We start from the raw sequence: 13,281 nt of genomic DNA on the forward strand, positions 1-13,281 counted from the left end.
TTACCTTCTGTTCACAAAACGAGAAGCGGCTCACTGATCAAACAAACCTAAACGTTTATGTTTACTCTCATAAACGTTTAGGTACAGACAATAACCGTTTATATCGCAGGTAATTTCTTAAAAGCAGAGAGCGAAAAATGCGTAAAGCAACGATGCGGGATGTGAGCGAAGCGACGGGATTTTCCATGTTTACCGTTTCGCGCGCGCTAAACGGTGGCGATGGCGTCGCTGACGACAGCCGGGAGCTGATTTTAAAAGTGGCGCGAGAGCTCGGCTACGTACCCAACCGCGCGGCCCAGGCGCTACGCCGTTCGAGCAGAGACTCGGTGGCGGTGATCACCGCCCATGCGTCGAACTCTTACTATCTCAACCTGATGTCCGGCATTCAGCAGATGCTGCAGCCTTCGCAGTGGACCGTGGTGCTTGGCGATATTGCGGTCAACGGCATCTACGACCGCGCGCAGGAAGAACGGATGATTAACCGCCTGATCGAGTCACGGATGGCCGGGATCATTTCGACCGTGACGCTGCAGCCGGAAAGCCTGACTCTGCTGGCGAAATGGGATATCCCGGTCGTCTTCGTTGATTCTCCGCCCCGCGGCGAGCACAACTTTCCCAGCGTCACGACCGACAATTACCATGCCAGCCTGCTGGTGGGAAACCATCTGGCGCAGCACGGCTATAAAAACTGGCTGCTCCTTATCTACCCGGACCGCTGGACCACGCGTTTTGAACGCGAGCACGGGATACGCGAGGCCGCCGAGCGGTGCGGCGCTACGCTTGAAGTTGTCGAAACGGAAAACGACGCGCAGTCGGCTGCTGACAAACTGAGCCAGTACCTCGACCACCAGAAAGCGCTGCCGGATGCCCTTATTGCCGGTAACAACCCTATTCTGCTGGGTTCGCTCAAACAGCTCCAGCAGCGCCAGATAGCCATTCCAGAGGATATGGCCCTGATTGCCTACGACGAATTCGACTGGGCGCCGCTATTAAATCCGCCGCTGACGGTGCTCAATGAAAATAGCGAAGAGATTGGCAGACAGTCGGCTGAAATGCTTATCCAGTTAATTAACCCGGAAGGGAAAGGAGAAATCAACACCCAACGTAAAGTTCCCGCCGAGCTGGTTATTCGCCAGTCCTGCGGCTGTAAAAAAACGCATAACAATTAAAAGACATTATAGAGATTGCTGACAACGTTTCGTCCGAATGGACTTGCCCGACGCCGCTTCGCGCGCGCGGGCCGGCTAACAGCGGCAAAGCGTTAGCAACGCGTTTGCCAGCCCTCTCTAATCATTTTGAGATTTAAATAACGGCTGAATAATCGGCCGCCAGTAAAAAAACAACATCAGGGGATTATTTCTGAGGCTTCCCCACACCTGGCCGTACGTCATACCACACGATAATGAAAGGAACAGAATATGACCAAACTTCGCAAAGCATTTCTGGCTGTCGCGGTTACTGCGGTAATCACCACCATGACAGGATTTATCCCCGCCGCCAGCGCCGCGCCGCAGGAGGGCAAAAAAATATCCCACATCGGCTTAATGGTCCAGGACATGTCCAACCCCTTCTTCTCGGCAATGGAAAGGAACGCAAAGCAGGCCGCGGCAAAAATCGGCGCAACCCTTAACGTACAAGATGCGCAGGTCGATCTGGCAAACCAGAACACGCAGATTGACGCCTTTATTCAGCAGAAAGTGGATCTGATCATTATTTCCGCCGTCGATGAGTCCGGCATCGAGCCGGCCATTCAGCGGGCAAAAGCCGCCGGAATTATCGTTATCGCGGTCGATACGCCCGCCAGGGGCGCTGACGCGGCGATCATGACCAATGCCATCCAGGCCGGCGAAACCTCCTGCGAATATCTGTTCAGCCAGATGGGCGGCAAAGGCAAAGTGCTGCTGGTGGACGGCACGCCGATTCAAACCATTATTGACCGCATCAAAGGCTGTAAAAACGTCGCGCAAAAATATCCGGATATCAAAATCGTCGGGCAGCAGGCATCGCGCAACGACCGCGCTTCAGGCCTGATGGTCACCACCGATATGCTCACCGCCAATCCGGATGTCTCCGGTATTTTCGGTATGAACGATCCTTCGGCGCTCGGCGCGGTGCTGGCCGTTGAGCAGGCCGGCAAAGCCGGTGCGATTAAAGTCACCGGCGTAGACGGCAGCCCGGAAGCGGTTGAAGAACTCAAGCGCAGCGGCTCACCTTTTATCGGCACCGCCACGCAAAACCCGGGCGAAATGGTGCGCCAGGCCATCTCGCTTGCTCAGGATATGGTTGACGGCAAGCCTATTGCGTCCCCTACCGTATTGATCCCCAGCGTGCTGGTCACGCGCGACAACGTAGATAGCTATCCGGGCTGGTAATCACATCATCACTCAAGAGGCAAAAACGGGATGACAATTGGGTTCATCCCGGAGGGCAAAGACAATGGCCGACATCACTTCACCCCCCTTGCTCAGGCTGGAAGGGATTTCAAAACGCTACGGCGCGACCCTCGCGCTGAACAACGTACGCTTTGATTTATTCGCCGGAGAGGTCCATGCCCTGATGGGGGAAAACGGCGCGGGTAAATCCACGCTGATGAAGATCCTCTCCGGAAACGAGCAGCGCGATAGCGGCGCGATCTATATCAACGGGCAGGAGATTGATATTCGCACGCCAAGAGATGCGCGCAAATATGGCATCGCCATCATCCATCAGGAGCTGAATACGGTTCCCGATATGACGGTGGCGGAAAATCTGTTTCTCGGCCAGGAACCGACCTCTTTCGCCGGTATTCTCGATCGCAAACGGATGCTCCGGGAGGCCCGGGAGAAGCTGGACCGGATTAACGCGGACATCGACCCGCAGGCGCCGCTCGGCTCGTTGAGCATCGGACGTCAGCAAATGGTCGAGATCGCCCGCGCCGTCAGTGAAAACGCAAAAGTACTGGTGCTTGATGAGCCGACCGCCGCCCTGTCGCGGGCGGAGACCCTCCAGCTTTACCGGCTGATCGAGCAGATGCGTCAGGATGGGGTCGGGATGGTCTACATCTCGCACCGCATGGAAGAGGTATGGCAGCTGGCAAACCGGGTCACGGTGTTCAGGGACGGTACGTGGATCGGCACGGAAACCCTGAGCAGCGTCTCGACCACCGATATCGTACGCATGATGGTCGGCCGGCAAATCGTCGATCTCTATCAGCACGAACCGCGTACGCCCGGCAAAGTACTGCTGGAGGTCGCGGATCTGGCGGGTAGCGCAACCGGCCCGGTCTCCTTTGAGGTCAAAGCGGGCGAAGTCGTCAGCATGTCCGGGCTGGTTGGCTCTGGCCGAACCGAAGTGGCCCGCCTGTTATTCGGCGCCGACCCTCGCACCCAGGGAAGCGTACGTATTAACGGCAAGGTAAGCCAGCCGTCAGATCCCACCGCCGCCATTGCCGACGGAATCGGGATGGTGACCGAGGACCGCAAAACCCAGGGCCTGTTTCTGGGCCATTCGGTTGAGCACAACATTGATATCAGCTCGCTGGAGAACTTTGTCGCCAGCGGCGTGGTTAAACGCAAAACCATCCGCGCCGCCGTCCTTGAGCAGATGCGCCGGTTACGGCTGCGGGAAAATGCGGTCGAACTGCCCGTCAGCGCCCTGTCCGGCGGAAACCAGCAGAAAGCGGCGCTGGCGCGCTGGCTGCTGCGCGATTCGAGGCTGCTTATCCTCGATGAACCGACCCGCGGCGTGGATATCGGCGCCAAAAGGGAAATTTACGAACTGATCGACAAACTCGCCCGCGCCGGGAAAGCCATTCTGGTGATCTCCTCCGATTTACCGGAGGCCATCGGCATCAGCGACCGCGTGCTGGTTATGCGCGGCGGCCGAATCGTTCACCAGTTACCCTCATATTCAGCAACGGAAGAAGAAGTGATGCTGCACGCAACAGGAACCTTTACCAGTCAATCCGGAGAATGCCATGGACAACAATAAACCTGTGACGGAACTGCCGGTCAAAGCGCCGTTTGATTTTGCGAAATGGTGGGATCGGGTGGGGATCTTAATCGTTCTGCTGGTGCTGCTGATCCTGATGTCGACCTTTGCGCCAAACTTTAACCGCGTCGATAATCTGCTGAATATCGCCCGCTCGATTTCCGTCAACGCTATTCTGGCGGCGGGCATGACTTTCGTCATTTTAACCAGCGGAATTGATTTGTCCGTCGGGTCTATCGTCGCCGTCTCCGGCGTGATCTCGGTGGTTGCGGCGATGGCCGGGATCCCTGCGCCGCTGGCGATTCTGGCCGGCGTGGGCGTGGGCGCGCTCTGCGGTCTGCTGAACGGCGTGCTCACCGCCTATCTCGCTCTTGCGCCCTTTATCGTCACTCTCGGCACAATGACCTTCCTGCGCGGGATGGCCTACACCATTACCGAAGGGCAACCTATTGTATCGAGTAGCCTGAGCTTCCGCGAGCTGGGGAATGGCTATCTCGCCGGCATCCCTGTTCCGGTCATTATTATGCTGGTGGTTTATCTGCTGGCGTGGTTCATTCTTGAGCGCACGCGGTTCGGTCGTCATATCTATGCCGTCGGCGGCAACGCCCAGGCCGCGCGCCTGGCCGGCGTCCGGGTAAAACGCGTACTGGCGGCGGTTTATATGATTGCCGGCGTCTGCGCGGGTCTGGCGGGCATTATCTTCGCCGCCCGGGTCATTTCCGCCCAGCCTACGGCGGGTACGGGATATGAACTGGACGCCATTGCGGCGGTAGTGCTGGGCGGCACCAGCCTCGCCGGAGGACGCGGGCGAATTATCGGCACCCTGATTGGATCGATAATTCTCGGCGTGCTCAGCACCGGCCTGATTCTGCTGAGCGTCCCCTTTTTCACCCAGCTATTGATTAAAGGCATCGTCATCATTCTTGCCGTGGCGATTGACGGACTGAAGCAGCATCCGGAACTGTTTACCTTCTGGCGGAAAAAAGAGATCGGCCGTACCCGCTAGCTTTCCCTGACGCTTTGTTTATCCGCCGCGCTGGCGGCGGGTCTTCGCATGCTTAAATTTTAATGGAGTCTACGCCCATGACATATCACATTACGCTGACGGACCCGATGAACGGTACCCGGGATCGCGAACCGATTACGTTTACTCTCCCGGAGAAACTGCAGGAGCCCCTGTGGTGGGCAATCACCAGCGAGGACCAGCGGATCCTTTGCCAGCGCCTCACTCATGAGTCGACGCAAAACAGTACCGCCTTTATCGCTACGGTAAGCTTCAGCGGCACGCTCCGGATGCGGCTTGAGCGGCCGCTAACGGCGGCTGAAGTCGGTGAAGTCGCTGGTATCCACCGCCTGCCTGGCCGGGAGAAAGACTGTTTTGTCCGCCTCAATACCGGCTGCTTCGATCTGGAAATGTGTCGGGGAACCGCCCAGGGCGTGGGTTCATCCAAGTGGGGGCTGCGCCATTTTCGCTGTTTGCAGGACAACGTCGAGCTGCTTCCTTCCGGGAATAACGCCATCGGCGGTTTTTACGGTCCGTTCTTTACCCCGGAAAATGGGCTGATTAACCCGCCGGAACATACCCTCGTTGATATTGAAATTGTTGAGGAAGGCCCGGTCTATCATCACTATCGCATGCACGGCACGATCCCCGATGGGTTATTAGCGGAGCTGCGCGGTAAGCACTTCACCATCGACTGGAAGTTCAGCTGGAATACCCCGTGGTTTCAGCGGCGCTACGGGGTGGATGACTTTTCGACGGTCATCAACGGGCGTTCGGTGACCAACAAGATCACCGTCGGCGACGAGTTTGAAAGCGGTCCGGGAAAACTGCTGTTTGACCGCTTCGCGGCCTACGGCGGTACCCGCTATCGCGCAGGCGACCCCTACGCCGAAGAGCTGGTCGCCATGGTGGCTCATACCGTTACCACCTCTGAAAACCAGAGCCCGAAATTTGCCGAATTCCGCGAACAGCTCGCCGATATGGCCTCCGCTCACTGGGATCTTTACTGGCGAATGTTCTGCCGCTGGGAAAACGTGCTGGATGAAGCTGAAATCCGCGAAAGGCTTGGCGTTGTGCGCGCCCGGGCGCACGTTCGCGCCGACCTGAATGAACGGGAATGGCGCCTGACTGATTCTCCCGTCAACGTTTCCGCCATGCCGGATGAAACCGTGTTCCCGGGACCAGCCAGTAAAACCGTCGAGTACGATTCAGCGAGCGGCCGGGCGATGATCTGGTGGACCTCCCGCCCCTCCGGCGCGTTTCAGATAGTCCAGCGCCGTCAGTCCGGTTGGGTGAACTGGGGCAGCAACGGGGAAAACGAGTGTCCGGAGCTCCCGGTCGGGGTCGATATCAAGACCGCCTGCGGGATATTTGCTAACAACTGGATGCAGGTAGCCGACAACCTGGAAACGCCGCCGCAGGTCGCGGTGAGTCAGGAGGAAAAGCCATGATCCTTTGCTGCGGAGAAGCCCTGATCGATATGCTGCCCTGCCGGAGCCGTGAAAATGCTCCCGCCTTTACGCCCTGCGTCGGCGGCGCGGCGTTCAATACCGCCATTGCCCTGGGGCGCCAGGGGATGGCGGTCGCGCTGTTTTCCGGTTTATCGGACGATTTTATGGGTGACAAGCTGCGCCACACGCTTGACGCTTCCGGCGTGGATTATTCGCCCTCAACCCGCGCGCCGCTACCGACCACGCTGGCCTTTGTCAGGCTGGAAGGCGGACAGGCGCGCTATACCTTTTACGATGAGAATAGCGCCGGCAGAATGCTGACTGAAAGCGACCTGCCGACGCTCGGTGATGACGTATCTGCCGTCCTGTTCGGCTGCATCAGCCTGATAGCCGAACCGTGCGGCAGCGTTTATGAAGCGCTGATGGTAAGAGAGGCGCCGCGCCGGGTGATGTTCCTCGACCCCAATATTCGTGAAATCTTCATCCAGGACCGGCAGAAACACCTGGCGCGCATGATGCGGATGATTGCTCTGGCGGATATCGTCAAGCTTTCCGATGAGGACCTCGCGTGGTTTGCCGAACCCGGCGAAGAACACGCGGTCATACGCCGTTGGCTTGCTCTGGGACCAAAGCTTATCGTGGTCACCCGCGGGGCTGACGGCGCCGATGCCTGGACCGCTAATTTCCATCTTCATGTTCCAGGGATTCGCGTAACGGTTGCCGATACCGTCGGCGCCGGGGATACGGTCAATGCCGGTATTCTCGCCAGCCTTTCGCAGGCCGGACTCCTTGAGAAGCCTAAATTAGTGACACTGTCACGAGAACAGGTGCGACGCGCGGTCGATCTCGGTATGCGCGCCGCCGCGGTGACGGTCTCCAGGCCGGGGGCTAACCCGCCGTGGGACCATGAGCTCTGAAGACGGAGGACGCCACCCCTTGTAAACCCCAGGCGACCGGATGATGGTCTGAAAATAGCGTTTATGGATGGACCATCATCTTTATTTATTGTGGATATGATTTATGTCCCAATTATTGAATGAAAGCTAAACCAGCTTCATTTAATCATGGGTTATTACCTACTAATCCATTAATATCAGACAATTAGATCGTGATCTATTTTCTGCCGATCTCGCTGACAGACATCAGGGACAGGACGTCAATAATGAAAAATACTCCATGGCTCGTGCGCTTACGTAATACCTCTATTCCGGAGCATAAGCTTCGTCCCGCGAAATGGCTGGCGCTGATTGCCCTGCTGCTGCTGCTGGCGCAGCTGATGGTCGAATCCCTGTTGCTCACTGAATAGAATCAGGGCACGCCTTCCCCAACGGAAAGTAGCGCTGATTGGCCACCACGAATTTTCTGTTTTTCCCTGCCAGAGCCGCGTCGCGATAGCGTTCGCCCGGCAGCAGATACAGCTGCGTGGCGCGTTCATCACTCCCCGCGCATCCCTGGTGAACAATCACCCGAAAAAACGTATTTCCGCTATTGTAAATCTCCCCCTGGCGTTCATCTATCTGCCACTCCAGGCGCTGCTGACGCGGCCTGACGACCAGAATAGTGCTCATCGCCACCACCGGCAGCACATCCATCTTTTGCGGCGTCGTCCTGAAAGGTATCAGCGTCACCGGCGTCTCTTTGAATACCACGCGATAATAGCGCTCCTGATTATCTTCAGGGCCTTTGTAATAGAGACGGAAATATTCACTGCTTCCCGGCGGTAAATTGAAGCGCAGCGGGGCGTAGAGCAGTTCGCCCTGATTAGGCAGAACCGCTTCATTCCCCGCGCCGGGTTTGGCAATTTTCCACGCCGCGATGGAGTACATATTATTACGCGGCGTGTCGTTATACAGCGGCTGCGAGATAAAGGCTCGGTCGGAGGGCATCTCATACACGACGGCATTAAAAAACGCCCCTGCCGCCGCCAGCGGCGACGCGGCCAACAGCATAGCAGCGGCTTTCATTAATCTGCCTCTCACTCGACGCCCAGCCATTTGGCGGTCACTCTGACCTCGCCGCTCGCGTTGACCGTTCCCATCCAGTCGCTGCCGTCGAGAGTGCGTCTGGAGCGTGGATCGTCCATCGGAAACAGCAGCTGCAGGCGGGTGGTGAAATAGTAGCCGTCATCAATTGCCGCATTCCACGGCGTTTGCGTCCAGCGCGCAGCGGTCATATCGATCTCCGCATCGATGCAGCTATTGCGGCTGGTGCGGGTTTCTCCGGTGGATGCCGTCCAGGAGAGAAAGGCCGGGATCGGCACCTGCCAGCCGCCCTCTTGCGACGTAAACAGGCAGTATGAGACACCATCAATAGAGGTGCCTTCGCCGATCACCTGAGCCGTCACCGCGTCCGCCATACGCTCGGAGGAGACGGTTACCTGATATTCAAAGCCGATCGGCGTCGGGTCGCCGATATTGCCCGACTCTTTCGGCGCAGCATTGCCGTCCGTGGACACAATACTGATCCCATACTCTTTCGGCAGAATATTGATCATACTCGACGCCGTAAACTGATAGAACCCGGACTGCGCGGTGTTACTGTTATCAAAGAAGAAGGTAAACAAATCGTCGTTATTGGTAATGCTAATTCCGCGTTGGATCAGGTTCTGGAAAAAGGTTTTCGAGAGGAACACATAAACGTACTGGCCTTCGGGGGTAAAGACGTTGCTATAGGTAGTGGAAGCGCTCCAGTTATACCAGGTGGATCCATTGCCGCTATATTTGATGGTTTTAGACGCCGGACTAAAGCCCAGCCTGGCGGTATCGACCACCATTTCAAATGACAGAGAAGAGGTCACCCGCTTGGTTTGACGATAGCGATACGACACCATTTTACAGGTCATCCCACTTTCGCCGCCGACGATACTGACCTCGCAGTGCTCGCTACCGATATTGACGCTGGGCGTGCCGTCGCTGGCAATCCAGATTTCCGCCAGCGCGCCGGTGCTGTTCAGCGTTAAATGCCCGACTTTAGTGGCATTGATGGTGTAATAACGCCACGTCGCGCCCGAGGCGAGATCCCGACAGCGCTGGCCGGATGCCGCATCGTAATTAGTTTTGGTGTAACAAAGATTGAGCACAAAGGCATCGCTCTCGCCAGGCTGACGGTTGCGCAGATATTCATACATTGCCGGGGAGAACGTGGCGTAGCCGGTGCCGCCATTGTTCAAAGAGCTTCCGGACATCGTATGATAAAAACCTTCACTATCAATGACCTCGCCGGAAATATAGCCCTGCGACGGGCAGTCGGCGCCGGTGGTCATACAGCGAATGCCGATAAACGGTGAATTCACCGGCGAGTCCGACAACCACATATCGTAGTAGTAGGATCGATAGCTCCAGCTGACGTAGCCCATATAGCCCAGACTGCGCTGCTTCGTCGAGTAGCGGGTCCAGACGTTTGCGCCGGAAAAGCGCGGGTCCAGGCTGCCGGGGGTAACGAAATATTCGTTATCGACATGGTTTTCAATAAACATATAGTCATTTTTCCCCGAGCCGCTGCTGCTGGCTTTCACCGCCAGGCTCTGGAATGACGTGGACGCCAGGCAAGCGCCCAGCGCCAGGCCGCAAATCAGTTTACCAGGTGTCACGCTGCCCCTCCCCCTGTACCGCCATACGCATCTGCGCCTCGCACTGCAGGTCCCCCATCCACACCGCGCCGCGCGCTTCCTGCAGATTCAGCTCCAGCTCGCAGCGCTGTCCGTTTTTTTCGACCAGAGTGATGGTCGGATAGCGTTTATCAACATCCATGGCGAATTCTCCCTGTCCATCGGTGCGCCCTTTGCCGATGTGATTATGAATATCGAGGTGGGCGGCGACGGTGCCGTTATCGCGCCGAATGCGGCCAAACACCGTAACCAGCTGTTTTATCTCCGGACGAATAACGTCCACATTACCGGGATACAGCACCGCCTGATGGCTTCTGCCGCTGACGATATCCACGCTATCGGCGCTGCGTTTGTCATTCATCAGCTCCACGCTGTAGCGCCCATAGGCGGGCAGCGGAATAAAGTTTTTCTGGCCGCTGAGCGGGTAATGCTGGCCGTTAATTTTGGCAGTCATAGTGGCGTTGTCGCGGAAATCGGTATGGATCAGCACCCCCGATGTATGGCTTCCTTTGGCCGGAACAACATCTTTTCCGGCCCAGGCGACGCTGCCCAGGGTACTGAAATTGAGGTTGGTACTGTTATCCGAAGCATGGGTGGCGGATAGCGTGCCGCTGCTGTATTTAGTGTCGTAGCTGGCAAAACCATTGATCGCCCGTTTATCGCTGCGGTAGCTCTCGCTCTCTTTGCTTTTTAACCGCCGGGAAGCTGAGATGCCCGCCTGAGTTATGGCGCTATCGGCGAAGCGTTTTCTGAGCGCCATATTCGCCAGCATGTTGCCGTTTTCGCTGGAAACCCCGGCGCTGAACCACGCCGCCAGCGGCAACGAAAAATCGAGGTTAATGTATTTATCCCGCGTGGTGTCCTGGTTGCGCTGATAGTGGTAATTCTGCACCCCGGTTCTCAGGGTAACGGTACCGTAGCGCCCCGACGCCAGCGTCTGCGAGTAATCAAGGTTGTTATAACGCGTTTTGTTACTGTAGTTTTCCGTACGGCTGAAGGTCAATGTGCCGAGGTAGGGCGTCAGCGATTGCAGCGGCAGCGTTGTCCCCCAGGTAAAGTAATCCCCTTTGCGCAGCGGTAAGTGATTGCCAATATGCGTAAATTCTCGCGAACCCCAAAGTGAACCATAGCCCGCAGGCAGACTCAGATTGAGGGTGGTGATGCTTTTCCTGCTGCCGTCGTTGGCCAGCAAAACCTGCTGATTAACCCGCAGACGTTCGTTGAACATCACATCCACTTCGCTTTCGTTTACGGCGTTGCTGTCGAAACCGTATAGCGTGGTTTTAAACCCAGTCCCGGCGAGCCAGGGCAGCGTGACCGCCGCCGCGCCGCCGCTAAGCCAGGTTTCCTGCTTCCCCTCGCGCCGGGCATGTTGTGGTCGATAGTCGGTTTTATGGTATTCGAGCATTCCGCCGAATACTTGCCACGACCAGCGCTCGGTGACGCTCGAGCGACGGGCGTAGGTTTTGTTAATCTGTTCCGTGCGGCTGCTGGCCACTTTGCCGTTGATCACAACCTGCACCTCAACCTGATATATGCCGAACGGCAGCGTTGCGGTATTGACTTCGTAGCTGCCCATCGCAAAGTTCTGAATGCTCAGTAATTTGCCATCGCGCAGAATATGCACTTCGCCCGCCGCCGGTAAAAAGACGGTAATCGGCGTCAGGGACAGGGCGGTATCTTCAAGGCGCGAGTTGCTTTTATTGCCATAGCTCACGCCGTAGATGCGGCTGGAATTCAGCGCGCTCATGCTGGCGATGGATTGTAGATTCCAGGTATCGACCATTCCCAACGCCAGGCGTTGGCCTGCCATATCGCGCTCATACATCGCCCGGTAGAGGTTACCGCTGCTGTCGCCAGAGCCGATACCGTAGAAAGAGCCGTTGATATTCACGTGGTGCTCGCGAAATGCCGCGGTGTTATCCAGCGTCAGGTAGCTGCTGGTGCCGTCGTAGCCGTTATAACGGTGATGATAAGTACCAAAGGTATAATTGAGCACGTTCGACGGCGCACCGGCGGTTGAGTCGCCCAAAACGCTGTGCCTGGCAAGCGTCGTCGCCGCCAGCGCGCTGCGATCGACGGTCATTTCAAGGTAAAATGCCCGGACGTCGAAAGTGATCTGCGCCGCGCCGGAGAGACGCAGCGTCATATCCGCAGAAAATTGTTGGTCCTGCAGACCATTGACAATCTCCTCTACCGGCGCAGATAGCGACAGGTTATCCGGCGTGGAGAGCAGCGTCAGTTCGCGGATCGTCAGCGCCCCGTCCTTGGTCGCAATCAGCGCATCGGCGATTTTTTGCCGACTGCGCGACGGCAGCTCCGCCTCTTTGTAGCGGATAAAAACCGGTACCCGCATCCCCTGCTTAAGCGCATCAGCAAAAACGGGCGGAATAACATAATCCCCCACCCGCAGCAGCGTCGCTCTGCCCGCGCTTTCGTTGGCTGAAGCATCGACGGTACAGACGAGACATATTCCCGGCAGCAGCATTCCTTTTCTGAATAACCATCCTGACATCTGTAATTCTCTATTTGACGTGAATATATTTACCTTCGTGCCAGATACCGATTCGCGTCTGTTTATTCGCGACCTGCGTATGCGTTATTTTTGCGCTAAGTCCGGGCATCACGTAATAACGTTCACGGCAGCCCTCGCCTTTGTTTTTTTCAGGATCTTTACAGGGCCCATAGGAAATAACCCGGAAGGTCACATTGCCGGTATTCGTCACCGTATCGCCGCGATGCTGATAGTTAAATTTCGCCTTGCGCGGCGCCACCACCAGAATGGTGTTAATTTGCGCTGAGGTTGTCGCCATACCGTGACGTGAATTACTGCTGGCCTGATGATCGCTCACCGGTTCATCCAGCCACGACAGCCGGTAATAGCGCTCTTTATCATCTTCAGGACCATGATAAATAAAGCGGAAATGTTCTCTGGCGCCGGCGGGAAGAATTACGTTTGCCGGGGTAGAAAGCAACTCGCCGGGCTGTTCCATCGGAATAATTTTGCCCCCTGCCATCGGCGTAGAGAGGCGGTGGGCGCTGACGCTAACAAATCGCGCCGAATCGCTGGCGTTATCGATCTCTTTCGCCAGCATCTGGTCATTGGCGAACATAATGGAGGTTACTTCCCCAACGCCAATCGCCGCCGCGCTAGCGCTGATTAACAGCGGCAGAAATAAAAATGGGTATAATTTTTTCATCATTAAAATAAAGGAGGGCGACCCCTCCTTATTGGCATATTGAAAGGCGAT

11 protein-coding genes are annotated in these 13,281 nt (G+C 56.6%); 7 read left to right on the forward strand and 4 right to left on the reverse strand.

What is annotated here, in order from left to right; genetic code table 11:
* Window positions 1-137: 137 nt before the first annotated feature.
* The 7 genes from ABLV12_RS25480 to ABLV12_RS25510 all read left to right on the forward strand — a co-directional run bounded on the left by ABLV12_RS25480 (window position 138) and on the right by ABLV12_RS25510 (window position 7,729).
* A complete protein-coding gene (locus ABLV12_RS25480; RefSeq protein ID WP_201505975.1) occupies window positions 138-1,169 on the forward strand; it encodes a LacI family DNA-binding transcriptional regulator in 1,032 nt (343 codons plus the stop codon).
* Window positions 1,170-1,418: 249 nt separating this feature from the next.
* On the forward strand, window positions 1,419-2,372 hold the full coding sequence (locus ABLV12_RS25485; RefSeq protein WP_004102208.1) for an ABC transporter substrate-binding protein: 954 nt from the start codon (window positions 1,419-1,421) through the stop codon (window positions 2,370-2,372).
* Window positions 2,373-2,436: 64 nt separating this feature from the next.
* A complete protein-coding gene (locus ABLV12_RS25490; RefSeq protein WP_032728295.1) occupies window positions 2,437-3,969 on the forward strand; it encodes a sugar ABC transporter ATP-binding protein in 1,533 nt (510 codons plus the stop codon).
* Entirely contained in the window at window positions 3,956-4,975 is a 1,020-nt protein-coding gene (locus tag ABLV12_RS25495) for a ribose ABC transporter permease (RefSeq protein WP_224299591.1), read from the forward strand. The genes ABLV12_RS25490 and ABLV12_RS25495 overlap by 14 nt, the downstream gene beginning before the upstream one ends.
* 77 nt (window positions 4,976-5,052) lie before the next feature.
* Entirely contained in the window at window positions 5,053-6,423 is a 1,371-nt protein-coding gene (locus tag ABLV12_RS25500; protein WP_348867453.1) for a hypothetical protein, read from the forward strand.
* Window positions 6,420-7,340, forward strand: a complete 921-nt coding sequence (locus tag ABLV12_RS25505; protein ID WP_105890219.1) for a carbohydrate kinase — start codon at window positions 6,420-6,422, stop codon at window positions 7,338-7,340. The genes ABLV12_RS25500 and ABLV12_RS25505 overlap by 4 nt, the downstream gene beginning before the upstream one ends.
* Before the next feature lie 245 nt (window positions 7,341-7,585).
* Window positions 7,586-7,729 (forward strand): hypothetical protein, encoded by a 144-nt coding sequence (locus tag ABLV12_RS25510; protein WP_004102219.1) that lies wholly within the window; start codon window positions 7,586-7,588, stop codon window positions 7,727-7,729.
* Here the strand turns inward: ABLV12_RS25510 and ABLV12_RS25515 are convergent.
* The 4 genes from ABLV12_RS25515 to ABLV12_RS25530 are packed head-to-tail and all read right to left on the reverse strand — an operon-like array spanning window position 7,719 to window position 13,233.
* A complete protein-coding gene (locus ABLV12_RS25515) occupies window positions 7,719-8,387 on the reverse strand; it encodes a molecular chaperone (RefSeq protein WP_348867454.1) in 669 nt (222 codons plus the stop codon). The two genes, ABLV12_RS25510 and ABLV12_RS25515, sit on opposite strands and share 11 nt — an antisense overlap.
* An 11-nt stretch (window positions 8,388-8,398) precedes the next feature.
* The gene (locus tag ABLV12_RS25520) at window positions 8,399-9,997 is read right to left on the reverse strand and encodes a fimbrial protein (protein WP_224314039.1); all 1,599 of its coding nucleotides are present in this window, start codon (window positions 9,995-9,997) and stop codon (window positions 8,399-8,401) included.
* A 1-nt stretch (window position 9,998) separates the two neighbouring features.
* Entirely contained in the window at window positions 9,999-12,545 is a 2,547-nt protein-coding gene (locus tag ABLV12_RS25525) for a TcfC E-set like domain-containing protein (RefSeq protein ID WP_004113187.1), read from the reverse strand.
* A gap of 10 nt (window positions 12,546-12,555) precedes the next feature.
* Entirely contained in the window at window positions 12,556-13,233 is a 678-nt protein-coding gene (locus ABLV12_RS25530) for a hypothetical protein (protein WP_004102226.1), read from the reverse strand.
* Between the last annotated feature and the right edge of the window lie 48 nt (window positions 13,234-13,281).

Source organism: Klebsiella sp. CN_Kp100 (genome assembly GCF_040065315.1).
Lineage (GTDB): Bacteria > Pseudomonadota > Gammaproteobacteria > Enterobacterales > Enterobacteriaceae > Klebsiella > Klebsiella oxytoca.